The 22,565-nt window shown below is 68.4% G+C and carries 27 protein-coding genes and 1 tRNA gene; 13 read left to right on the plus strand and 15 right to left on the minus strand.

Translation table 11 applies throughout. The annotated features are described in order from the left end of the window. Positions 1-57: 57 nt before the first annotated feature. Complete coding sequence (locus tag EZ313_RS20230) at positions 58-327, minus strand: hypothetical protein (RefSeq protein WP_135265115.1); 270 nt, start codon at positions 325-327, stop codon at positions 58-60. 145 nt (positions 328-472) lie between these two features. Here EZ313_RS20230 and EZ313_RS20235 point away from each other — a divergent pair, with 145 nt between their 5' ends. The 3 genes from EZ313_RS20235 (at position 473) to EZ313_RS20245 (ending at position 1,890) form a co-directional block, all read left to right on the plus strand. Next, positions 473-1,060 (plus strand): RNA polymerase sigma factor, encoded by a 588-nt coding sequence (locus EZ313_RS20235; RefSeq protein ID WP_135265116.1) that lies wholly within the window; start codon positions 473-475, stop codon positions 1,058-1,060. After that, on the plus strand, positions 1,057-1,782 hold the full coding sequence (locus EZ313_RS20240; protein ID WP_135265117.1) for an anti-sigma factor: 726 nt from the start codon (positions 1,057-1,059) through the stop codon (positions 1,780-1,782). Before EZ313_RS20235 ends, EZ313_RS20240 begins: the two co-directional genes overlap by 4 nt. A 31-nt stretch (positions 1,783-1,813) precedes the next feature. Further along, a tRNA-Arg gene (locus EZ313_RS20245) sits at positions 1,814-1,890 on the plus strand. 12 nt (positions 1,891-1,902) lie between these two features. Here EZ313_RS20245 and EZ313_RS20250 read toward each other — a convergent pair. Together EZ313_RS20250 and EZ313_RS20255 are read right to left on the minus strand one after the other, a co-directional pair. Beyond that, positions 1,903-2,235 carry a hypothetical protein gene (locus EZ313_RS20250; RefSeq protein ID WP_135265118.1) on the minus strand — a complete coding sequence of 111 codons (333 nt, stop codon included), beginning with the start codon at positions 2,233-2,235 and terminating at the stop codon, positions 1,903-1,905. A gap of 113 nt (positions 2,236-2,348) precedes the next feature. Further along, positions 2,349-2,741, minus strand: coding sequence for a hypothetical protein (locus EZ313_RS20255; RefSeq protein ID WP_135265119.1), 393 nt, complete (start codon positions 2,739-2,741; stop codon positions 2,349-2,351). A gap of 416 nt (positions 2,742-3,157) precedes the next feature. On the opposite strand from EZ313_RS20255, the gene copM reads away from it, so the two are divergent. The 5 genes from copM to EZ313_RS20280 all read left to right on the plus strand — a co-directional run bounded on the left by copM (position 3,158) and on the right by EZ313_RS20280 (position 6,961). Then, on the plus strand, positions 3,158-3,586 hold the full coding sequence (gene copM, locus EZ313_RS20260; protein WP_167772679.1) for a CopM family metallochaperone: 429 nt from the start codon (positions 3,158-3,160) through the stop codon (positions 3,584-3,586). A gap of 165 nt (positions 3,587-3,751) precedes the next feature. Beyond that, a complete protein-coding gene (locus EZ313_RS20265) occupies positions 3,752-4,564 on the plus strand; it encodes an alpha/beta fold hydrolase (RefSeq protein WP_167772680.1) in 813 nt (270 codons plus the stop codon). A gap of 305 nt (positions 4,565-4,869) precedes the next feature. Next, entirely contained in the window at positions 4,870-5,130 is a 261-nt protein-coding gene (locus EZ313_RS20270; RefSeq protein ID WP_135265121.1) for a hypothetical protein, read from the plus strand. A gap of 21 nt (positions 5,131-5,151) precedes the next feature. Continuing rightward, positions 5,152-5,799: a C39 family peptidase gene (locus tag EZ313_RS20275; RefSeq protein WP_135265122.1), complete on the plus strand. Its 648-nt coding sequence runs from the start codon at positions 5,152-5,154 to the stop codon at positions 5,797-5,799. Positions 5,800-5,803: 4 nt separating this feature from the next. After that, the gene (locus EZ313_RS20280) at positions 5,804-6,961 is read left to right on the plus strand and encodes a transporter (RefSeq protein ID WP_135265123.1); all 1,158 of its coding nucleotides are present in this window, start codon (positions 5,804-5,806) and stop codon (positions 6,959-6,961) included. A gap of 28 nt (positions 6,962-6,989) precedes the next feature. On the opposite strand, the gene EZ313_RS20285 is transcribed toward EZ313_RS20280, so the two are convergent. After that, positions 6,990-7,193 carry a hypothetical protein gene (locus tag EZ313_RS20285; protein ID WP_135265124.1) on the minus strand — a complete coding sequence of 68 codons (204 nt, stop codon included), beginning with the start codon at positions 7,191-7,193 and terminating at the stop codon, positions 6,990-6,992. Positions 7,194-7,405: 212 nt separating this feature from the next. Here EZ313_RS20285 and EZ313_RS20290 point away from each other — a divergent pair, with 212 nt between their 5' ends. The 3 genes from EZ313_RS20290 to EZ313_RS20300 are packed head-to-tail and all read left to right on the plus strand — an operon-like array spanning position 7,406 to position 10,014. Beyond that, positions 7,406-8,179 (plus strand): sensor histidine kinase, encoded by a 774-nt coding sequence (locus tag EZ313_RS20290; RefSeq protein WP_167772681.1) that lies wholly within the window; start codon positions 7,406-7,408, stop codon positions 8,177-8,179. Next, the gene (locus EZ313_RS20295; protein ID WP_135265126.1) at positions 8,176-9,591 is read left to right on the plus strand and encodes a DUF7125 family protein; all 1,416 of its coding nucleotides are present in this window, start codon (positions 8,176-8,178) and stop codon (positions 9,589-9,591) included. Before EZ313_RS20290 ends, EZ313_RS20295 begins: the two co-directional genes overlap by 4 nt. A 24-nt stretch (positions 9,592-9,615) precedes the next feature. After that, entirely contained in the window at positions 9,616-10,014 is a 399-nt protein-coding gene (locus tag EZ313_RS20300) for a response regulator (RefSeq protein ID WP_135265127.1), read from the plus strand. On the opposite strand, the gene EZ313_RS20305 is transcribed toward EZ313_RS20300, so the two are convergent. Together EZ313_RS20305 and EZ313_RS20310 are read right to left on the minus strand one after the other, a co-directional pair. Beyond that, a complete protein-coding gene (locus tag EZ313_RS20305) occupies positions 10,011-10,982 on the minus strand; it encodes a glycoside hydrolase family 18 protein (protein ID WP_135265128.1) in 972 nt (323 codons plus the stop codon). The two genes, EZ313_RS20300 and EZ313_RS20305, sit on opposite strands and share 4 nt — an antisense overlap. A 493-nt stretch (positions 10,983-11,475) precedes the next feature. Then, positions 11,476-12,177 (minus strand): glutathione S-transferase N-terminal domain-containing protein, encoded by a 702-nt coding sequence (locus tag EZ313_RS20310; protein ID WP_135265129.1) that lies wholly within the window; start codon positions 12,175-12,177, stop codon positions 11,476-11,478. Positions 12,178-12,242: 65 nt separating this feature from the next. Between EZ313_RS20310 and EZ313_RS20315 the strand changes: the two genes are divergently transcribed. After that, on the plus strand, positions 12,243-12,908 hold the full coding sequence (locus EZ313_RS20315; RefSeq protein ID WP_135265130.1) for a hypothetical protein: 666 nt from the start codon (positions 12,243-12,245) through the stop codon (positions 12,906-12,908). Between the two features lie 25 nt (positions 12,909-12,933). Here the strand turns inward: EZ313_RS20315 and EZ313_RS20320 are convergent, their stop codons facing one another. The 7 genes from EZ313_RS20320 to EZ313_RS20350 form a co-directional block, all read right to left on the minus strand. Beyond that, positions 12,934-14,208: an acyl-CoA dehydrogenase family protein gene (locus EZ313_RS20320; protein WP_135265131.1), complete on the minus strand. Its 1,275-nt coding sequence runs from the start codon at positions 14,206-14,208 to the stop codon at positions 12,934-12,936. Positions 14,209-14,230: 22 nt separating this feature from the next. Next, a complete protein-coding gene (locus EZ313_RS20325) occupies positions 14,231-15,334 on the minus strand; it encodes a phosphotransferase (protein ID WP_135265132.1) in 1,104 nt (367 codons plus the stop codon). After that, a complete protein-coding gene (locus tag EZ313_RS20330; RefSeq protein WP_135265133.1) occupies positions 15,334-16,053 on the minus strand; it encodes a Crp/Fnr family transcriptional regulator in 720 nt (239 codons plus the stop codon). The genes EZ313_RS20325 and EZ313_RS20330 overlap by 1 nt, the downstream gene beginning before the upstream one ends. A 99-nt stretch (positions 16,054-16,152) precedes the next feature. Continuing rightward, entirely contained in the window at positions 16,153-16,932 is a 780-nt protein-coding gene (locus EZ313_RS20335; protein WP_135265134.1) for an oxepin-CoA hydrolase, alternative type, read from the minus strand. Further along, positions 16,932-18,452 (minus strand): 3-hydroxyacyl-CoA dehydrogenase, encoded by a 1,521-nt coding sequence (locus EZ313_RS20340; RefSeq protein ID WP_135265135.1) that lies wholly within the window; start codon positions 18,450-18,452, stop codon positions 16,932-16,934. Before EZ313_RS20340 ends, EZ313_RS20335 begins: the two co-directional genes overlap by 1 nt. 52 nt (positions 18,453-18,504) lie before the next feature. Then, positions 18,505-19,740: an MFS transporter gene (locus tag EZ313_RS20345; RefSeq protein ID WP_240788721.1), complete on the minus strand. Its 1,236-nt coding sequence runs from the start codon at positions 19,738-19,740 to the stop codon at positions 18,505-18,507. Between the two features lie 7 nt (positions 19,741-19,747). Then, positions 19,748-20,755, minus strand: coding sequence for a D-2-hydroxyacid dehydrogenase family protein (locus EZ313_RS20350; protein WP_135265136.1), 1,008 nt, complete (start codon positions 20,753-20,755; stop codon positions 19,748-19,750). Positions 20,756-20,861: 106 nt separating this feature from the next. On the opposite strand from EZ313_RS20350, the gene EZ313_RS20355 reads away from it, so the two are divergent. Then, positions 20,862-21,374, plus strand: coding sequence for a DUF1993 domain-containing protein (locus tag EZ313_RS20355; RefSeq protein ID WP_135265137.1), 513 nt, complete (start codon positions 20,862-20,864; stop codon positions 21,372-21,374). Positions 21,375-21,388: 14 nt separating this feature from the next. Here the strand turns inward: EZ313_RS20355 and EZ313_RS20360 are convergent, their stop codons facing one another. Together EZ313_RS20360 and lexA are read right to left on the minus strand one after the other, a co-directional pair. Next, positions 21,389-21,709: a hypothetical protein gene (locus EZ313_RS20360; protein WP_135265138.1), complete on the minus strand. Its 321-nt coding sequence runs from the start codon at positions 21,707-21,709 to the stop codon at positions 21,389-21,391. 119 nt (positions 21,710-21,828) lie between these two features. Beyond that, a complete protein-coding gene (gene lexA, locus EZ313_RS20365) occupies positions 21,829-22,503 on the minus strand; it encodes a transcriptional repressor LexA (protein ID WP_135265139.1) in 675 nt (224 codons plus the stop codon). Positions 22,504-22,565 lie beyond the last annotated feature (62 nt).

Genomic DNA, 22,565 nt, shown 5'->3' on the forward strand with positions numbered 1-22,565 from the left:
GCGCGGCCGTGAGATGCGCCTGCTCGCGGGCGTTGGCGGACAGCCTGGAGGCGGACGTCAGTTCATCGAACGCCTGCCGGGCCGGCTCGTATTCGCCCAGCGTGAGCAGCAGCCCGGCCTTGAGGACGCGCGGATAGGCCCAGCCCGGATCGCATTGCCCGGCCTCCTCGAGCGCGGGATCGGATCGCCGAAATAGGACAGCATCGACTCGAGCGCAGTCTCCACGTGTCCGACGGCGGCCGCCGATCCGGTGCCCACCACGCAGCCGCGCGCATCCTTCAAACCCGTGCCGCCGCCAGTCGAGGCGATGTCGATGAAGTACCCCATGTGCACTGTCCTTTCTCTCGATGAGTCGGTGTTTCCGTGCGCGGGCGCGCGTGGCACTCCGCGGGGCAGCTACGACCAGTGCGCGTGCTTCGGATGCAAGGGAGTCGGACGAAGGTCACGGTTGAGCCTTCCTATACTCCGCGCGATGAGCTCCACCCTGACGTTGCAGGATCTGCTCGCGGCTGCCGGTCGAGGCGACCATGCAGCGTTCGCGCAGGTGTACGAGCGCACGCACGCGCATCTGTTCGGCGTGGCACTGCGTATCTTGGGCAGACACCAGTCGGCCGAAGACGTGCTGCAGGAAGCCTTCATCAACATCTGGAAGAACGCCGCCTCCTACCGCAGCCATTTCGGCGGGCAGGAGATCCAGCCCATGACCTGGCTCATCGCCATCGTGCGCAACAAGGCCCTGGACGCCTTGCGCAGCCGCTCGCGCCGCAACGAGACCGAGCTGGATGAGGAACAGGGCGACGAAACCGCCGCCGGGCATGCGAGCGCACCGAGCGCGCTGGACCTCTTCACCGCGGCCACGCAGGCCCTGTCCATCGACGGTTGCATGAACGCGCTCGACGGCACGCATCGCCAGAGCCTCGCGCTGGCGTACTACCAGGGCCTGTCGCACAGTGAGGTCGCTGCGCAGATGGGCGCGCCGCTGGGCTCGGTGAAAGCGTGGATCCGCCGCGGCCTGGACAAGCTCAAGGACTGCCTGAAGGCGCAAGGAGTCGCCGCGTGAGATACGCCGATCCCGCGCTGGTCGACCAACTCGCCTCGGCTTACGTGCTGGGCACGATGTCGGCCCGGGCCCGGCGCCGCTTCGAGCGCCTGCAGCGCGAGCGCGCGGACGTGCAGCTTGCGGTGGCGCAGTGGGAGCAGCGGCTCGGGCTGCTCGGCCAGTCGGTCGCGCCCGTGCGGCCTTCCCCTCGGGTGTGGGCGGCGATCGAGGCGCGGACGCGCCCGCAATCACGCGCTCGGGGCCGCGCGCGGTGGGGGCTGCCCGTGGGCTTGGGCCTCGGTGGCGTCGTGGCGGGCGCCGCGGTGTCCGTTGCGCTGCTGATGTCCGCGCCCTCGCTGCTGTTCACGCCCGACCGGGTGGCGATGCGCGCCGGCCAGAAGCTGCCGCAAAGCTATGTCGGCCTGCTGACCGACGCGCAGGGCAATGGCAAGCTGCTGGCCAGCTCGTTGCGCCACGGCCGCACGCTCACCGTCAAGGCCATCGGACCGATCGACGCGCCGGCGCAGGGCCGCCTCGTGCTCTGGGCCGTGCCGGCCGGCGGTGCGCCCTTCGTGCTCGGGGACGTGCCGCTCAAGGGCTCCGCCACAAGCCCACTGCCGGACACTTCGGAACGCCTGCTGTCGAACGTCGGCAAGCTGATGGTGACCGTCGAAACCGCCGCCTCGCCCACCGCGCCCTCGGGCCCGCCCCTCTACACGGGCAACTGCGCCAAGCTGTGGTGATGCTGGGGCGCAATGAGACAATTGCGCTTCACTGCCCGTAGCTCAACTGGATAGAGCAGCTGCCTTCTAAGCAGCAGGTCGGGGGTTCGAGTCCCTCCGGGCAGGCCAGATGAGCACCGCTCAGATCGCGTGATGGCAATTCTGCTGCGCCGCTGCGCGCGTGGACTCGTCGGACACGGACGGCACGCCATCATCCGGCGCAACGGATCCGGCTTCGAGAGGGGGCGCGCCCAGTCCAGTGGAGACGATGGGCTGCGGGCCGACAGAAGCTTCATCGGTCGCGGCCGGCGGATCCGGCAATGGCGCGAGCAAAGCCGCGCCGGCGAAGCCGGCCACCAGTGCCGCCGCCACGCCGGCGCCCACCCAACGGGGGCGCACGGCAGGAACATGTTCGGGACGAGTCGCGACGCCATCATCGACCGGCGCCTGATGTTGACGAGCCAGGTAGCACATCGCAGCCTCCTTGCACGGGGCGAAGGAGTCAGTATGGAAGTTGCGGCGGCGGATGCAAGCCGGCGCTCCGGGGTCCGGGACGCGGGCAGAGGCGACAAGCCTCCGGCCCCCGGTCAGGGGCTTTTCTTCTCTGCCATTTGGATCACGCAGCCGGACTTGTAGTGGCGCCAGCACGCCTGGCGCAGCTCGGCCAGCGCCCGCTTGTGCTTGGCGCTTTGCTCCGCGATCTCTTCCGGATGCTGTCGCTCGCGCCAGAGCGCCTCCATGAGCTCGAACCGGCAGATCAGCAGCTCGATGTAGAGGGCCTGGATTTTCGGCAACGTGCTCGCGTACATGCGAGCTTCATCGAAAAGCTCCGAGCAGTCGGAGTAGAGAAGGTCGTTCCAGTTCTCCACGAGCGCATCGGCGGCCTGCTCGTAGGCGTCGAGTGCGGAGAGCAGCTGGGCCGCTATGGCCGACAGCTCTTGGGAATGGAGGGGGATCACATTGGCCGCCTGTGCGAGCAAGCAGGTGATTGCCCCCTTAGTCTGCCACTCTTCGCCTGCTTGCGCGGCAGCCTCAAGCCGCCAGGGCCATCTCGGGAGATTCCTAGCCAGGCTCGGAGTACGGCACCCCGAACGATCAGAGCCCGCCGATGGCCGCTTTCATCTCCCGCCGATGCCCGATCCCGGCAGCGCATGGGACAGTAACGGTCACATCGGGCACAGCACAGGCGACGCCCGCGAACGGAACGACATGACCCATCGACAACAAAACACCCCGGAATCCTCGCGCCACCCGCGCAGCCCCTTGCGAGCGGTGTGGGGAGCCGTCGCGCGGTGGCCTTGCCGGCCCACGCGCACGTGAAGTGGTTTGCGCCGTACATCGTGGAAGCGCCGCCGCAAAGTTCTTCCTGGCGACGCGCTGGATCGAAAAGACGCGCGTGGGGCAGGCCGTCCTGACCGGCATGGACAAGCTCAGCGATCCGCTCTGGCAGCGCCTGGACGACTTCATGCGCTTCGTGATCGCCGCCTGGGATCCGCAGCGTCCGCATGGCGCCGCGACATCACAGACCCAGGGCGGCCATGCACACGGCGCCCAACCCGCCGGGCCTGGGAGTGCGCGTACCGCCTATGCGGCCACCATGGCCAGGATGCACCAGGGGATGGACGCGGCGCTCGACGAGCGGGACGCGGATGTCTCCTTCGTCAAGGGCATGATCGCGCACCACCAGGGCGCCATCGACATGGCGCGCATCCAGCTGCAGCACGGAAAGGATCCTGCCAACAACCAGCTGGCGCAGCACATCATCGCGGAGCAGGAACGCGAGCTCGCGCAGATGAAAGAGTGGCTGCGGCGACGCGGATCCTGATCTCGGGGCAGGCCGGCCCGGGGCGCGCTGAAAGCGCGGCGGATACGCGGTGAATACCAAGCCGCAACGCGCGGAGAAAAGGCCGATACGGGCGTCGCCCAGACTGCCCCTCCCGCCGCCATGCGCCGCAAGCGGCCATTCGTCCGCCATGAACCGGAGCCCCTCATGCACGCCACCGTCCGCCATGTCCGCCTTCCCGGCGGCCTCACTTTCGAATGCGCAGAGCAGGGCCCGCCCGGCGGCCCGGCCCTGCTGATGCTGCACGGCATCACCGACACCTGGCGGTCGTTCGAGCCGGTGCTGCCCTGGCTGCCGCCCGAATGGCACGTGGTCTCGATGACGCAGCGTGGCCACGGGGGCTCGTCCGCCGCCGCGAGCCTGCGCACACGCGACTTCGCGGCGGATGCCGCCGGCCTCATCGACACGCTGGGGCTGTCGCAGGTGCTCGTGGTCGGCCACTCCATGGGCGCCGTCAACGCACTGCGGCTGGCGATCGACCACCCGAACCGTGTGCGTGGCGTGGTCGCCGCAGGCGCTTTCGCGAGCTTCTCCGACAAGCCCGAGTTCGTGGATTTCGTCCAGAGCCAGATCCTGGGGCTGGGCGCGCAGGTGCCGCGCGAGCTGGCCGAGTCCTTCCAGCGCGACACCATCGCCGGTCCGGTGGCGCCAAGGCTGCTGGAGACCATGGTCGATGAGTGCCTTCGCACGCCGGCGGCAACCTGGCGCGGCGCCTTCGCTGCGCTGCTGGACGACGACTTCACCGACGAGCTGCACACGATCGAGGCGCCCGTGCTGCTGCCTTGGGGCGACGCCGATGCCTTCTCGCCCGAGTCGGATCAGCAGCGGCTGGAGCGGCAACTGCCGCAGGCCACCCGCGTGGTCTACGCCGGGGTGGGCCATGCCCTGCATTGGGAGCAGCCCCGTCGCTTCGCAGCCGACCTGATGCGCTTCGAGGAGACATTGGTGGTGCCGGGCTGAGTCGCCAGAGCTTCGGACGGCCCAGTACCTCTGCCCTCCCTGCGCGGCAGGTGCAATGTCCCTTGAGGGGCTGTGGAGAACGCCTGAGTCGACTCCGTCCGTCGAGCGTCCTTCGGTCTTGTCCGTCGAGCGCCGTCGGCCTGTCCGTCGCGCATCTTCAGCCGGGTCCGTCGCGCGCTCTTCGAAGCGCAGGCCATATTGGGCGTGGGCTCCTGCAACCGATCCATCGCTGCCGCTTCTTCTGAGCAGCATTTCAATGGATGCGTTGCAGGGTTCTATGGTTCTCAACCTTTTGGAGTTTGAATATGCGTAAGACCTTGATTGCCGCTGCCACTCTGGCCTTGGCGGCCTCCGGAACCGCTTTCGCGAAACCGGTGAAGATGACGGATCAGCAGATGGATGAAGTGACAGCCGGCTTGGTAACAGTGGTACTGGTTGACACGGTGGATGTGAGTAACGTGGCCAACAACAATCAGGTCGCGGTGCCGGTGAACGCCGCCGCGGCCGTCGCGGTACTCGGCACAGCCACGTCGGTTGCGGCCCAGCGTAGCCCCGTGATTAGGTGATGCCAGTAGACAAGTCCTAGCTTGTTAGAGAAGAGTGCCGCCCCAATGGGGCGGCTTTTGATCAAAGTCTGCGCACTCGTCGGGCTGTTTTGCCTGTGGCCAAGCTCCTCCGCCGAGTCTTACCGTGCGGTCCGCTCGATAATCGAGATCCGCAACGAGAGCGTAGTCCTGCAGAAATGGGATATCAGCTGTGGCGCCGCAGCTCTCGCCACGCTCCTGACATACCAGCACGGCTATCCAGTATCTGAAGAGGCGGTCGCGCGCGGCATGTTACGCCGGACCGATCCGCTTCGCGTGAAGCACCGCGGCGGCTTCTCCCTGCTCGACCTGAAGCGCTTCGCCGATGGGCTGGGCTTCGAAGCCGACGCCTACCAGGAGGTCGACGCCGCTTCACTCGAAGAGATGGCGCCCGCGATCGTCCCCGTCGTGTTGCACGGCTATCCGCACTTCGTCATCTACCGCGGGCGAGTCGGTGAGACCGTCCTGCTGGCGGACCCCGCATTCGGTAACCGAGTGATGCCGCAGGACCAGTTCGAAGCGGTGTGGCAACAGAATATTGCGTTCGTGGTGCAACGCCCCGGCGCCGCGACACCGGCAGGCCGGCGGCTCGTGCTGCAACAAGACCTGCTCCGTCCCGCAGCGAGTGCGCTGCGGCAACTCGTGCCCTGACACCTTGCGCCTCCACCCCCTGCTGCCGACGCTCGCACTGCTTGCCGCGCTGCTGCCCGGAACCTCCGCGGCGCAGGCAGCGGCCACGGACATGCAGCACCAGCTCCAGGAGCGCGATGCCCTGATCCGGAACCTGCAGCAGCGCGTCGAGGCGCTCGAACGGCGGCTGGGCACGCAAGCAACTTCCCCTGCGGCAGCACCTGCTTCGTCTGCAGCGCAAGCCCCTCAGCCGGGAACGCCTGCTGCCACCGCGACTGTCCCCGCTGCAGCGGCGGCATCCACAACACCTGCAGTGCCAACGGACGTCACAGCGTCTGTCGAGGAAGACGAGACCGCGCGCGCGCTCGAGCGGGCGCTGGTCCGCGAAGGCGGCTTCCTGCTGCCGCCCGGCAGCTGGGAACTCGATCCCACCATCGAGTACCAGTACCGCGGCTCGCGCGGCCTCGCCATCGTGCAGGGCGCTGCAGGACCGGTCATCGCCGACCGCACCCGGGACCAGCACCGCGCGACAGCGACTGTCGGTTTGCGCACCGGGCTGCCCGGCAACTCGCAGGTGGACCTGCGCCTGCCCTGGGTCGCGGTCCAGGAGTCCAACACGGCCACGGCTGCGGGACTGCAACAGCGAGAGCGGCAGACGGGCGTCGGCGACGTCGAACTGCAGTTCACCCAGCAATTGAGCCGCGACCGCGCCGGGTTCCCCGCGCTGCTCGCCTCCGCCAACCTGAAGTTGCCGACCGGCGACTTCGAGCTGGGCCAGCCTTCGCCCGGCGCGGGGTTCGCGACGCTGCAGGGCGCGCTGACCGCGGTGAAGCGCCAGGACCCGCTGGTGTTCTTCGGCACCGTGAGCTATGCCGTCTCGCGTGCGCACTCCTATGCCGGATCGCGCATCCGGCCGGGCCACGCTGTCGGCCTGAAGGCCGGAACGCTGCTGGCTGCCAGTCCCGAAACCTCGCTCAGGACCGGCGTGGAGCTCACACGGCTGGACCGCACGCGCGTGAACGGCCAGGAGGTCGCCGGCAGCAGCACCCTCAGCGGCTCGGTGGAGCTGGGACTTTCCACGCTCCTGTCTCGCTCGACGCTGCTCGACATCACGCTGGGCTTCGGGATCACTCCCGATGCGCCGGACCTGCGGTTGTCGGTGTCGCTGCCGGTGCGCTTCTGAGCGCGCCGGCCACCGCCACGGCGGTGACTCAGTGCAACTGCCTTCGCAGTTCCATCTGAAGGTGAATGACGCGGGAGTGCTGGAGATCGACTTCCCGCAGCGCATCGCGCAGCGCCTCGGGCGAGGCGCCCGTGGTGCGCAGCCGGTTCGCACGGCGCAAGGCTTCGGCTTCTTCGGCTCTCGCGGACTCGAGTTCGTCTTTGATCATCAGGTATGTGTCTGCGACTTCCATGGGGTGCGAATCTAGGCGCGAACGATCGGTCGCCGCTGTAACGCCGCCGCGCGGCCGGAGTTTCCAAGCGAAAGACTCGTTGTGCGATTCCCGCTCAGACAGGCGGACGCAGTGCGTCCGTCGAATGTATTAACTGGTGAGGTGGCGCAGTTGCGTTTATGCTCGACCCGCCGCGTTCAATGCCCCGGGCCCTGCATCGCGCGCCACATCCGATGCAAGAGCAACCCGACGACGAGCTGCTGACGCGCCTGCGACGCGCGGAGCAGGCCGTCACCGCGAGGGACGACTTCCTCGCCATCGCGGCGCACGAGCTGCGCTCTCCGCTGAACGCCATTTCATTGCGGCTGGCCGCGCTGGAGATGCTGGCCGAGCGCCACGGCGTCCAAGAACTCAAGGTCGAGATCGAACGCACGCGACGCAGCGTCGACCGCTACGTGCGCCGCGCCGTGGTGCTGCTGGACGTGAGCCGGCTCAACTCCCCCGAATCGCACCTGTCCCCGGGGCGCGTGGACGTCGCGGAGCTGGTGCGCAACGTGGTCGAAGCGCACGTCGACGAAGCGGCGTTCCATGGCGCCACGCTCCATGCGGCGGTCGAGGGCGCGCCCGTGGGTTTCTGGGATCCGCACATGGTCGAGGAGATCCTCTCGAACCTGGTGAACAACGCGATCAAGTACGGCGACTCCACGCCGGTTCACGTCAAGGCGTGGGCCGACGAGGCCGCCGGCATGGCCCGCTTCGAGGTATCCGACCGCGGGCCCGGCATCGATGCCGCCGCCCGAGCGAGAATCTTCGAGAAGTTCGAGCGGCTGGTCGCCGGCTCACGAGACCGTGCCGGCTTCGGCCTCGGGCTGTGGATCGTCGGGCGGATGGTCGCGGCCCACCAGGGTTCGATCAACGTGACGTCGCCGCCCGAAGGCGGTTCGCGGTTCCTCGTGAGCCTGCCGCTGCGGCCCGCGCAAGCCCGCAAGAAGGAAGAGTCAAAGTGAGTTCAAACGCCGCCGCCACTCCACCGCCGCTCGAGCGGATCAGCACCGGCACCCCGGGCCTGGACGAGATCATGGGCGGCGGGCTGCTGAAGTCCGGCGTGTACATCTTCCAGGGCGCCCCGGGGGCGGGCAAGACGATCCTGGCCAACCAGATCGTGCACCGCCATGCGGCCGATGGCGGGAAGGTCGTGTACGTGACGCTGCTGGCCGAGTCGCATGCGCGGCTGCTGCAGCACATGGGAGCCTTCGCGTTCTTCGACCCTTCCGTGGTGCCGCAGAAGATCTACTACGTGAGCGCGTTCAACGCGCTGCGGACCGAAGGCCTGAAGGGCGTCGTCAACCTGCTGCGCAACGAGATGCGCACCCGACCGGCCGGTCTCGTGGTGCTCGACGGACTGGTCATGGCCGCCAGCGCGGCGCGTTCGGACGAGGAGCTGAAGCTGTTCGTCAGCGACATCCAGACCCATTCGACCCTCAGCGGCTGCACCACGCTGCTGCTCACCAGCGAGCAGGCCGACCGGCCGGTGTCGGCCGAGCAGACCATGGTGGACGGCATCGTGCTGCTGCGCGAGACGGCGCTCGGCGTGCGGCGCGAGCGGAACATCGAAGTCGTCAAGTTCCGCGGCAGCGCGACCTTGCGAGGCAACCATGCGTTCCGGATCGGTCCGCAGGGCATCGTGGTGTATCCCCGCCTCGAATCACGGCGGCCGGCGCACGGCGATGCGCCGGCACCGGAGGGTGTTTCGACCGGAGTCGCGGCGCTGGACCGCATGTTCGACATCGGCGGTTATGCGAAAGGCAGCGTCACCGCGCTGTCCGGGGCCTCGGGCAGCGGCAAGACGACCCTGGCCCTGCATTTCCTGGCGCCCGCCACGCCCGCCGAGAAGGCGCTGTTCGTCGGCTTCTACGAGTCGCCCCAGATGCTGCGCAGGATCGCCGGCATGCTCGGCGTGCGGCTGCCGGCCGACGCCTCCACGCTGGACTTCATGTGGCACACGCTCGGCGAGAACATGCTCGACGAAGTCGCCGCGAACATCCTCGAGCGTGTCGCCCGCAATCGTCCCGCACGCCTGGTGATCGACGGCGTCGGGGGCCTGATGGTCGCGCCGGCCTTCCAGCACCGGGGCGGAAGTTTCCTGGCGGCCCTGACCAACGAACTGCGGGCACTGGGCACGACCACGCTGGTCACGGTGGAGCAGGACGATGCCAAGCGCGCCCTGGTCCTGGACAGCGCGACCATGTCCGCCCTCGCAGACACGGTGCTGGACATGCGCCTGAAGATGGAGCCGTCGGTGCGCCGCTTCATCAGCATCCGCAAGAGCCGGGTGAGCCGGTGCGAGCTGCACGAGCGGGAGCTCGTGCTGACCGAGTCCGGCCTCGCCGTGGCGGAGGAGCCGACCATTGGCTCCTGAGGCTTGCGCGCAGGAGGCCGTCGCATGAGCGAGGTCCGCATCCTGCTGGTGGAAGACGAGTTCTCCAGCGCCGAGGTGCTGGCGCTCCTGCTCGCGGACGCCGGCTACCACGTCACCGTGGCGGCCGACGGCCGTCAGGCGCTCTCCCGGCTGGAGGACGCGGCGCCGGACCTGCTGGTCACCGATTTCATGATGCCCGGCATGAACGGGGCCGAGCTGGTGAAGGCGCTGCGCGCGACGCCGCGGTACGCCGACCTTCCCGTGCTGCTGATCAGCGGCGCACCGGAGTCGGCGCTGCGCCCGTACAAGGTGCCGTACCAGGCGTTCCTGAGAAAGCCGTTCGCGCTGGACGAGTTCCTCAGGGCCGTCGCGAACCTGCGCGATGCCGCGCCAGGCCGCGGACGGCCGGCAACGCAGGCTTAGAGCAAGCCCTTCATCGTCGAACCCCAGACGTTGCCGCCATTGAGGTTGTGCTGGGCGCTCCAGCAGAACATGCCGCGGATGTTGGGGTGGGCGATGCGCACGGCGTCCCACTCGCGGATGCAGTCCGACAGCGACGGGCCGTTGCCGTAGTTGGCGGACAGTCCGAGGATCACCTTGTCGGAGCCCAGGTCGCCCACCCAGTCGTTGGTGCGGTTGCTGATGAAGCCGGGGGCGTTGAAGCCGGACCAGTCGTAGTACTGCGGGCCCGCCCAGTCCAGCACGCCGGCGTCGCCCATGGCCTTGATCATCGCCCGGTCCTCGGCCGAGTTGGGCTGCGGCGGCGCCGTGATCGCGAAGCCGGCGCCGTACAGGGCCTTGAGCTGCTGGGAGATCCAGACCATCTCGGCCGGCGAGGAGCCGATGTTGGCTTCGAAGTTGTTGAAGTCGCAGCCGTCGACGCCGCCCAGGCGGTTGTACATGTCCTGGAACGATGCCACGAAGTTCTGGCTCTTCTCGCGGGTGTTGAAGTTGTACCCGGCGCTCGCGCCGCCCACGGTGAGGATCACCATCTGGCCGCGCGCACGGCAGGCCTGGACGTCGGACGCGGGCACTTCGTCGTAGTGCTCGAACTTGAACGAGCCGTCGCCCACGTTGTTCCAGCTGCCGCCCACCGGGTTGCCGTTCGGCTTCGCGTGGAACAGGTAGATGACGTTGAAGTCGGCCGGGATGTCGCTGATGCGGTACCCGCCGGTGGCGAACGCGGTGTAGTAGCAGCCCAGCACCTTCGCGGGCAGGGAAGAGGGGCCTGCAGGCGAGGCGGCCGCACCGCCCAGTCCGGTGGTGCTGGTCAGCACGCCGCCGGTGACCACGTCGGTGGCGCCCGCAGGGCCGCCGCCACCGCCTCCACCGCAACCCACGAGGCCCAGGGTGGCAGCAGCAGAGCCGGAGAGGAAGAGTCGTCTTTTCATTGTTCAGCTTTCCTTTGGGGTGGTCATGGAGCCGCGGGGCGGCCTTGCGAGGACCTGATTCAGATGAGCTGAGGGCAGGGGCTCAGCGCGAGGTCCGAACTGTGTCAGCGGCGTCCCACAAACCTGTAGGAGACCGACTACAGCCGTAACCGAACATGAGCTTGGCCGCGTCGTGAATCAGGTCACGAAAGAGGACCTGCCGAGCTCGGGTCTTGTAGGAGCAGGCGTACGCGCGTGTAGGCGCGCTCCCTCGGAACATCAGGCCTTGCTCGGCCTTAAGCGGGGGTGATTGAAGAGCTCGTGCACCTGTTGTTCAGGCGCGAAAACGAGCTCAACAGTGATACCCGGCTCAGGCATAACGGTTACGTTTTTGCCGAGCTACGGGCTGCCGGACGTGCTGAAGGAGCTCATCCATTGCGCACGAGACGCAAAAAAAAGCGGGCCCCGAGGCCCGCCGCGCGGCGCCATTGCGGCGCCGGGAATCTGGATCTGCTCAGCGACGCTGGTACTGCGTGCTGCCGAAGAGCACCTCGCGCGCCTTGTCGTCCGTGATGGGCTTGCGCAGATCGGCCAGCACCTTCACCCCGCGCTGGACCGCCGGGCGCTCTTCGATGGCCTGGAACCATTTCTCCAGGTGCGGGTAGTCCGCCAGCTGCACGCCCTGGTTCTTCCAGTTGCGCAGCCACGGCCAAGTGGCGATGTCGGCGATCGAATAGTCGTCACCGCCGAGCCAGCGGCTGGCCGCGAGGCGGCGGTCGATCACGCCGTAGAGGCGCTTGGCTTCGTTCGTGTAGCGGTCGACCGCATAGGTGAGCTTCTCCGGCGCGTACTGCCGGAAGTGGTGGTTCTGCCCCAGCATGGGCCCGACGCCGCCCATCTGGAACATCACCCACTGCAGCACCTCATAGCGGCGCCGGTCGGTGTCGCCCAGGAATCGTCCGGTCTTGCCGGCCAGGTACACCAGGATCGCCCCCGACTCGAACAGCGAGATCGGCCGCCCGTCGGGACCCTCGGGGTCGGTGATCGCGGGGATCTTGTTGTTCGGGCTGATGGCCAGGAACTCGGGCTTGAACTGGTCGCCTTGCCCGATGTTCACGGGGATGGCCTCGTAGGGGAGGCCGCACTCCTCCAGCATGATGTGCACCTTGTGTCCGTTGGGCGTCGCCCAGCTGAACACCTGGATCGGCTTCTTCATCTTCTTGGCTCCATGGTTGAGGTTTGATTCGATAATCAGGCGACTGTAGGTGAACCGACCGCTGCATGTTCGACAAGATCAAGAAGGCTTTCGCGAAAGACACCGGGCATGAGCTCGCCGGCTCCGGTGCGCAGGCGGCCGAGTGGGCATCGCGCCACGGTTTCGCGTTCTCCGACCAGGGCGGCGGCTTCGCCATCCAGGGCCCGGTGGCGGGAAAGACCTGCCGCATCGAGGTGGGCACACCCAGCCGCGCCTACATCCAGGGCGATGAGCTGCGCGCCCGGGTGGACCTGGGCACCCACCCCGACGTGCTGCTGATGGTGATGAACCGGCCGCTGAGGGACTCGCTGGAGAAGCAGGCCTACTCGATGTACACGGACACCCTGCAGACCAGCATCGGCACCAGCATGCCGGAGGAGATGCGGCTGCTGGCCATGTTCGAGGAGTCGGGCTGGGACAACATGCCGCGCGCGTTCTGGACCCGCTACACGCTCGTGGCCGACGAGCGCGCGAATGCCGTCGCGTGGATGGATGCCTCGCTGTCGCAGCAGCTGCTGGAGTGGCCGGAGCCCGCCCCGGGCGCAGACCAGCCTTTCGTGCTGATCCTGCAGCGCGGCCGGATCTACCTGCGCATGCAGAACGGCCCCGCGCAGCCGTCGCTGCAGCACTTGGTGCAGGTGCTTTCGACGGCCGGCGAGAACGCGCTGCGCGCTTTCCCCGTCAAGGCCTAGCCCAGGCGGCGGAGTCCCGTCGCGGTCATGACCCGCGCGTCACGGCCGCATCGGCATCGCGGCCATAGCTGCCGTACTTGCCCAGCTCCCACTTGGCGATCGAGTTGCGGTGCACTTCGTCCGGGCCGTCGGCGAAGCGCAGGGTGCGCGCGCCGGCATAGGCGTAGGCCAGCGGGAAGTCGTCGCTGACGCCGCCGCCGCCGTGGGCCTGCATGGCCCAGTCGATCACCTGGCAGGCCATGTTGGGCGCCACCACCTTGATCATGGCGATCTCGGTCTTGGCCACCTTGTTGCCGGCCATGTCCATCAGCCACGCGGCCTTGAGCGTGAGCAGCCGCGCCATGTCGATCCTGCAGCGGGCCTCCGCGATGCGCTCCTGCGTCACGGTCTGCTGCGCCACGCTCTTGCCGAACGCAACGCGAGAGAGGGAACGGCGGCACATCAGCTCGAGCGCGCGCTCGGCCAGGCCGATCAGGCGCATGCAGTGGTGGATGCGGCCGGGGCCCAGGCGGCCCTGCGCGATCTCGAAGCCGCGGCCTTCGCCCAGCAGCATGTTGCCGGCGGGCACGCGCACGTTCTCGAAGTACATCTCGACGTGGCCATGCGGCGCGTCGTCGTAGCCGAACACGTTGAGCGGCCGCACGATGCGGATGCCGGGCGTGTCGGCCGGCACCACGATCATGCTCTGCTGCGAATGGCGGGGCGCGTCCGGGTCGGTCTTGCCCATGGTGATGAAGACCTTGCAGCGCGGGTCGGCCGCGCCGGAGATCCACCACTTGTGGCCGTTGATCACGTAGTCGTCGCCCTGGCGCTCGATGCGGGTGCTGATGTTGGTGGCGTCGGAGGAGGCGACCTCGGGCTCGGTCATGGCGAAGGCCGAGCGGATCCTGCCTTCCAGCAGCGGCTTGAGCCAGCGCGCCCGGATCTCGTCGCTGCCGTAACGCGCGATCGTCTCCATGTTGCCGGTGTCGGGCGCGGAGCAGTTGAACACCTCGCTGGCCCACTGCACGCGGCCCATGATCTCGGCCAGCGGCGCGTACTCCTGGTTGGTGAGCCCCGCGCCCTGGTAGCCGGATGCTTCGGCCGTGTCCTTGGGCAGGAACAGGTTCCACAGGCCGGCGGCGTGCGCCTTGGGCTTGAGGTCCTCGATCACCTTCAGCGCCGTCCAGCGCCGTCCCGCCTCGGTGTTGGCCTTGAGCTCCTCGTGGTAGGCCTTCTCGTTCGGGTAGATGTGGTCGTCCATGAACTTCAGCAGCTTGGCCTGCAGTTCGCGGGTCTTGGGGGAGTACTCGAAGTCCATGTCTTGCCTTTCGATGAGGAGGTCAGGCGCGTTGAGCGAACTGCCAGGCGAGTTCGGCCATCGGACGCGCGCTCGCGCCGGAGGCGGCGGCCTGCGCGCTGGAGGCTGTGCCCGCTTCCACCCGCTTGGCGATGCCCTGCAGGATGGCGGCGATGCGGAACATGTTGTAGGCCAGGTAGAAGTTCCAGTCGGCCTTGAGCTGGTCCACGGTCGCCAGGCCGGTGCGGTCGCAGTAGCGGCGGATGTACTCGTCCTCGGTCGGGATGCCCAGCGCCGAATGGTCCAGCCCGCCGATGCCGCGGAACGAGCCGTGCGGGATGTTCCAGGCCATGCAGTGGTAGCTGAAGTCCGCCAGCGGATGGCCGAGCGTGGAGAGCTCCCAGTCGAGCACGGCCACGACGCGCGGCGCCGCTGCGTCGAACATCAGGTTGTCCAGCCGGAAGTCGCCATGGACGATGGAGACCTTGCTCTCGTCGCGCGCCGCGGGCGGGATGTGCGCGGGCAGCCACTCGACCAGCTTCTCCATCGACGGGATGGGCTGGCTCATAGGCCCCGCACCGTCGGTCGAAGCCTTGTACTGCTTGCTCCATCGGCCGATCTGGCGCTCGAAGTAGTTGCCGGGCTTGCCGTAGCCGGCCAGGCCGCGCTCGGCGAACTTCACCGTGTGCAGCGCCGCGATCACGCGGTTCATCTCGTCGTAGATCTCGCCTCGCTGCTCCCTCGTCATGCCGGGAAGCGCCTGGTCCCACAGCACGCGGCCCTGCATGAACTCCATGACGTAGAACGCGCGGCCGATGACGGACTCGTCCTCGCACAGGCAGTACATGCGGGGCACGGGAACATCCGTGCCGGCCAGGCCGGTCATCACCGCGAACTCGCGTTCGACGGCGTGTGCCGAGGGCAGGAGCTTGGCCACCGGACCCGGCTTGGCGCGCATGACGTAGCTGCGCGCGGGCGTGACCAGCTTGTAGGTGGGATTGGACTGGCCGCCCTTGAACATCTCCACCGAAAGCGGCCCTTCGAAGCCCGGCAGGTTCTTCTGCAGCCACGCGGTGAGCGCGGCGACTTCGAAGGCGTGCTTGCCGGAGACCGGCCGGGTGCCGACGAAATGGTCGTACTCGCTCATCAGCTTTCCGCCTCGACGATGCGCATCAGCGCGTCGCGGTTGCGCACCACCAGACCGCCCGGCTCGATGCGGATCACTTCTTCCCGTTCCATTGCCTTGAGCTCCTGGTTGACCCGCTGACGCGAAGCGCCGAGCAGCTGGGCCAGTTCTTCCTGCGCGAGATGCAGGCCGATGCGCATCTCGCGCCCGTCCGCCAGCTGCGGCACGCCATAGCTGCGCACCAGGTGCACCAGCTGCTTGGCCAGGCGCGACCGCAGCGGCAGCGTGTTGAGGTCCTCCACCAGCCCGAACAGCTGGCGGATGCGCCGCGACTGCAGCCGCAGCAGCGCTTCGTACAGCTCGACGTGAGCGGCCAGGATCTTGCGGAAGTCGGCCGTCGCCACGCACACGAGCGTGGTGTCGCCATGCGCGTACGCATCGTGCGTGCGGCGCTCGCCGTCGAAGATCGCGACGTCCCCGAACCAGATGCCCGGCTCGACGTAGGTCAGCGTGATCTGCTTGCCCGTGATCGAGGTGGAGCTCACGCGCACCGCGCCGCGCGCGCAGGCGACCCAGTCCTGCGGCGCGTCGCCGCGGGCGGCGATCAGGTCGCCGTCCTTGTAGCGTTTGACGTAGGCGCATCGGAGGATGTCGTGGCGCAGCGAGGGCGAGAGCGAGGAGAACCAGCGTCCGCCGTTGATCGCTTCTCGTTCCTCGATCGTAAGAATGGGCTCGTCCATGGTCTGTCTTGTCAGCGACTGGGGGCGCGGCGATTGTCGCCCCCGGGACCCGGGCGGCTGCTCAGGGTTGTCACCTGAGCGGCTCGCGCGCAGGGAGACTCAGCTGTAGCGGGGCTTGTCCTTCGCCAGGAAGGCGGCGATGCCGATGCCGGCGTTCGGGTGGTGCAGGTTGCGCACGAAATGGTCGCGCTCGGCGGACAGCTGCTGGTGCAGGCTGGCACCCGCCGCGTCGTTCAGCAGTTCCTTGATGCTCGCCAGCGAATTGGGCGCGCGTTCGTTGAGCCGTTCGGCAAGCGACAGCGCTTCGCCCAGCGCCGACCCGTCGGCGACCACGCGGTTGACGATGCCGAGCACCTGCAGCCGCTCGGCGCTGATGCGCTCCGCGCCCATCAGCAGCTCGCTGGCCAATTGGCGGGGAAGGGCGCGCGCGAGTGACCAGGTGCCGCCGCCGTCGGGCGACAGGGCGACGCTGCTGTACGCCATCACGAACACCGCATTCGCGGCCGCCACGATGAAGTCGCAGGCGAGCGCGAGCGAGAAGCCGGCGCCCGCGGCCGGCCCCTCGACGGCCGCGATCACCGGCTTCGGAAACGAGCGGATCGACTCGATCCAGTTGTGCAGGCCTTCGATGCTCTGGGCCTGGACCTCGGTCGGCTGCTGCCGGTTGGCCTGCAGCCGCTGCAGGTTGCCGCCCGCGCAGAAGACGCCGCCCTCGCCGGTGATGACCACGCTGCGCACTTCGGACGTGGATTCGGCGGCGTTCAGCGCCTCGACGCCGGCCGCGTAGATCTCCGGACCGAGCGCATTGCGCTGCTCGGGGTTGCGGATCGTCAGCACCATGGTGGCGCCCTGGCTGGTGCTGCGCAGTTCGGCGGGCATCAGGATTCCTCTTGAAGGAGGGACAAGCCGATGGCGCCGCGCCGGCGAAGCCACGGGCTCGGGCGGTAGCGCGGATCGCCGTAGACCGTCTGCATGTTGAACAGCACCTCGAGCACGTTGGCCGGGCCCCAGCGGTTGCCCATGGCCAGCGGCCCCATCGGATAACCGAGGCCCAGCGTCACCGCGGTCTCCAGGTCCTGGGGCGTGCAGATCCGCTGCTGGCAGATGTCGCTGGCGATGTTGACGATCGCGGCCACGACGCGCTGGGTCACGAAGCCGGCCGAATCGCGGATGACGCTCACCGGCTTGCCGTCGCGAGTGAACAGGGCATGGGCCGCGTCGCGCATGTCGGCGCGCGTCGCCGGGTTGGTGGCGAGCACGCGCCGTCTGGTTGCGCCGTCCTCCACCAGCATGTCGATCCCGACGGTGCGTGCCGGATCCAGCCGTTCGACCACCGCGACCGTCGTCACGTCGAAACCGAGCGGAGCCACGACCGTGAGTGCGTTGGCGGACGGGGACTGGCCGGTCTCGATCTTCGCGCCCAGGTCCTTGAGCAGCTGATAGAGCTCCTGGCGGCGGGCGGCGCGTGTCGAAACCCACACCGGCGGCACTTCATCGACCTTGGGTGCCGCCGCTTCGACAGGGACCTGCTGCTTGCCCTCGACGTAGCGGTAGAAGCCCTCGGCGGTCTTGCGGCCCAGCACGCCGCCCGCGGCCCGCTGCGCGGCGATAGCGCTGGGCCGGTAGCGCGGCTCGTCGTAGTACTGGCGGTAGATCGATTCCATCACCGGATGCGAAACGTCCAGCCCGGTGAGGTCCAGCAGTTCGAACGGGCCGAGCTTGAAGCCGGCCTGGTCGCGCAGGATGCGGTCGATCGTCGCGAAGTCCGCTACGCCTTCACTCACGATGCGCAGCGCCTCCGTGCCGTAGCCGCGGCCGGCATGGTTGACGATGAAGCCGGGCGTGTCCTGCGCCTGCACGGGCGTGTGGCCCATTTCGCGTGCGTAGGCGGCCAGCGCTTCGCAGACAGCAGGATCGGTCTTGAGGCCGGCGACGACCTCCACGACCTTCATCAGCGGCACGGGGTTGAAGAAGTGATAGCCCGCGACACGCTGGGGACGCTTCAGGCCCGCGGCGATGGCCGTGACCGACAGTGACGACGTGTTGGTGGCCAGCACCGCATCGGGCCCGACGACGCTTTCCAGCCGCGCGAAGAGTTCCTTCTTCACGTCGAGCCGTTCGACGATGGCTTCGACGACGAGCTGGCAGTCGGACAGCGTGGACAGGTCCGCGGCGGCGACCAGGCGCGCCTTGCCGGCCTGGACCGCTTCAGGCGTCATGCGGCCCTTCTCCTGCAACCTGTCCCACTGGCCGCCGATGTCCTGCAGCGCCTTGTCGACCGCGGCCGACTGCGTGTCGTAGAGGCGAACCTTGCTGCCGGCCTGCGCGGCGATCTGCGCGATGCCGCGCCCCATGGCGCCGGCGCCCACGACCGCGACGGTTTCGTATGTCGTTTGCATGCGAGGGATTATCCGGCAGCGATTTCGGCGCCCATGGCCGCGCTGCGGGCGATCAGCGCGCGGCGGGCGATGCGGACATCGCGGCCATGCGGGCCTTGTGCGCGGACCTGGCCGCGAGCGCGCTCAGGCCCACCGCCGCCAGCATCGCCGCGAGGCCGGCCCAGTGCAGCAGCCCGTAGCCGGTGTGCACGATGAGCCATCCGCCGCCTCCCGCGCCGATCGCCTGGCCCGCGTACAGGGCCGATGAGTTCAGGGCGATGGAGGCGGACGCCAGCCCCGGCGCGATGCCGACCAGCCGCGCCTGCTGCGCGGAGTTGGAGGCGAAGCAGCCCAGCCCCCAGGGCACCAGCACCAGCGCGGCCATCAGCAGCCCGAGCGACGCGAGCGGCCACGCGATGAAGGTCAGGGCCATGCACGCGATGGACAGCAGCACGGTCCGGTCGACGCCGACGCGGTCGATGTGGCGCGAGATCAGCACGTTGCCGATGAAGCCGAACGCGCCGAACCACATGAACAGCAGGCTGAGCGCCTCGGTCGACGTGCCCAGCGACTGCCGGAACCAGGGTGCGAGGTAGGAGAGCAGGACGAACTGCCCGGCCGCGGACAGCACGGTGACCGCGACGCAGAGCATCAGCGGTCGCGAGGCAAAGGTCGCGGCCCAGGCGTTGCGCGAGAGCGCCGGCGGCCGCACGCCGTCGGGCATCGCGCGCCAGACCCAGACGCCGCTCGCGATCGCGAGCACGGCCACGAGGACGAATGCGGCCCGCCAGCCCAAGGTGCCGCCCACGTAGGCGCCGAGCGGCATCCCGAGCACCGACGCGACGGACCAGCCGACGAAGACGAAGGTGATCGCGCGGCCTCGATCCTCGACCGGCACCAGCAAGCCCACGCACGCGGCAGCCTGCGGAGTGAAGATGGCCGGCGAGATGAGGGCCAGCGCGCGCAGCCCCAGCAGCGAAGCAAGTCCGGGCGCGGCCGCGGAGGCCAGGTGAAGCAGCCCGTACCAGAGCATCGAAAGCGCCAGCAGGCGGCGCCGGTCCCAGCCCGCGACGACCGCCGCCAGCAGCGGCGCGCCCAGGCACATCACGATGCCGCCGACCGTGATCAGCTGGCCGGCGCCGGCGACAGGCACTTGCAGCGACTCGCTGATCTCGTTCAGCGTGCCGGGCACCACCATGACGCCCGCGCCGATGACGAAATTGCCGAACAGCAGCGGCCAGAGCACCCGCGGCAGGGGCGCGCGGCGCGGCGGCGCTGCGCCCGTCATGCCGTCGGGTGCCGCCGCCATGAGGGGCTCAGCGCCGCACCTGGAGCGCGGCCGGGTTCACGACGTGGGTCGGATGGCCTTCGATGAAATTGACCACGTTCTCGAAGGCGGCGCCGAAGTACAGCTCGTAGCTTTCCAGCTCCACGTAGCCGATGTGGGGCGTGCAGATGCAGTTCTCCAGCCGCAGCAGCGCGTGCCCCTGCAGGATCGGCTCGCTCTCGAAGACGTCCACGGCGGCCATGCCGGGGCGGCCGCGGTTGAGTGCGGCGATCAGCGCGTCGTGTTCCACCAGCTCGGCGCGCGAGGTGTTCACGAACAGCGACGTCGGCTTCATGCGGCCGAAGTCTTCGAGCTTCACGATGCCGGCCGTCTCCTCGTTCAGCCGCAGGTGCATGCTGAGCACGTCGCTTTCGGCGAACAGCTGCTCGCGGCTTTCGGCGGCCTCGTGGCCGTCTGCCTCCGCGCGGGAACGCGACCCCTCGCGCCCCCACACGAGCACGCGCATGCCGAACGCGCGGCCGTAGCCCGCAACGAGCTGGCCGATCTTGCCGTAGCCCCAGATGCCCAGCGTCTTGCCCTTGAGCACCATGCCCAGGCCGAAGTTGGCGGGCATCGAGCCGGACTTCATGCCCGACTGCTGCCACCCGCCATGCTTGAGGGTCTGGATGTACTGCGGCAGGCGCCGCATGGCCGCCATGATCAGCGCCCACGTCAGTTCCGCCGGCGCGACCGGCGAGCCCACGCCCTCGGTCACGACGATGCCGCGCTCGGTGCAGGCGTCGACGTCGATGTGGGATCCGACCTTGCCCGTCTGCGAAATCAGCTTGAGGCGGGGCAGCTTTTCCAGCAGCTGGCGGCTGATGTGGGTGCGCTCGCGGATCAGGACGATGACGTCGGCATCGCGCAGGCGCACCGAAAGCTGGCCGATGCCCTTGACGGTGTTGGTATAGACCTTGGCGGGATAGGCCTCGAGTCTGGCCGCGCACTTCAGCTTGCGAACGGCGTCCTGGTAGTCGTCGAGGATCACGATGTTCATGCCGCGATTGTGCCCTGCGGGTTCGGACCGGTTCGCGGCAGAGTTCCGCGCGCGCGGCTAGCATTGCGCCTTCGATTTTTCGCACCGTCCCCAAGGAGAACCTCGAATGGCGATTTCCATGTCCTCGGCCAGCCTGCCGATCTTCCGCACCATGCTGGGCAACCTGTCCCACTTCCTCGACAAGGGATTGGCGCATGCGCAGGCGCGCAAGTTCGACCCGCAGGTGCTGGTGAACTACCGCCTCGCGCCGGACATGCTGCCTTTCAACCGGCAGATCCAGATCGCCTGCGACGCCGCGAAGAACGGGGTCGCGCGCCTGTCAGGCGTGGAAGCGCCGAAGTTCGAGGACAACGAGACGACTTTCGAGGAGCTGCGCGCGCGCATCGCCAGGACGGTCGCCTGGCTGGAGACGGTGCCCGCCGCCAGACTGGATGGCAGCGAGGACAAGGACATCACCTTTCCCGTCGGCCGCGATGCGACCCGCACGATGAAAGGCGAGGCCTATCTGAAGCACTGGGCGCTGCCCAATTTCTTCTTCCACGTCACGACGGCGTACGCGATCCTGCGGCACAACGGCGTGGAGCTTGGGAAATCGGATTACCTGATCGGCGCCCAGTAGAGAGCGTCCTGGGTTCAGGCCGCAGCGGCTTCCAGTGCCGCCAGCCGATCGAGTTCGGCGCACACGTCGGCCATGCGGCCGGAGATCACCATGCGGCCCGCCGTGCTGGCTGCGTGCTCCGCGTCCACCACGCGCAGCACGCGCAGGGGGCGGCGAGAGCTGCCCGTGCGGCGCGCCGGCGGCCAGGCCACGTGCGCGCGGCCCGCGGCGGTGTGCAGGCGCATGCCGGCGGAATGCAATGCCACGGTGGAAGAAGCGGTGGCGCCGGGTGTGCCGGTCAGCCAGCGGCCGAACGAGCGCAGCGCGCCCGCGAAGGTGCAGATCGTGAGTCCCATGTCGCTCTCCTTGACTACAGGGTTCGAAACACAGGCGAGATTCAAAGGGGAGCCGGAGGGCGCAGGGTGATGGCGCCTGTCGCGCCATACGCCCGCCACCTGCTGCCTCCGGCGGATGGCTACATCAGCATGGTGTTGCGGATCAGGCCGACGGCCAGGCCTTCGATCTCGAAGGGCTCACCGGGCTCCACCACGATGGTGGGGTAGTCGGGGTTCTCTGCGTGCAGCTCGATCAGGTGCTTGTTGCGGCGGAAGCGCTTGACGGTGACTTCGTCGCCCAGCCGCGCCACCACGATCTGGCCGTTCTTGGCTTCCTTGGTGGCCTGCACGGCGAGCAGGTCGCCGTCCATGATGCCGGCGTCGCGCATCGACATGCCGCGCACCTTGAGCAGGTAGTCGGGCTTGCGCTGGAACAGGCTGCTTTCCACGTAATACGTCTGGTCGACGTGCTCCTGAGCGAGGATGGGCGACCCCGCGGCCACCCGGCCCACCAGCGGCAGCGCGAGCTGCGCCAGGCTTTGCAGCGGCAGCGGGAACTGCTTGAAGCGCGATTCGTGGATGGAGCGCAGCGTGTCGCCCTTGAGGCGGATGCCGCGCGACGTGCCGCTGACCAGTTCGATGACGCCCTTGCGCGCGAGCGCCTGCAGGTGCTCCTCCGCGGCGTTGGCGGACTTGAAGCCCAGTTCGGCCGCGATCTCGGCGCGGGTGGGCGGGGCTCCGGTGCGCGCGATGGCGGACTGGATCAGGTCCAGAATCTGCTGCTGGCGGGCGGTGAGCTTGGGCGTCTCGTTCATGGGGGCTCCTGAGGGGCAGTTCACTGGCTGCCCATCCAGTACCTGTATTTTTAACCAGTTTC

This window comes from Ramlibacter henchirensis (assembly GCF_004682015.1).
GTDB lineage: Bacteria > Pseudomonadota > Gammaproteobacteria > Burkholderiales > Burkholderiaceae_C > Ramlibacter > Ramlibacter henchirensis.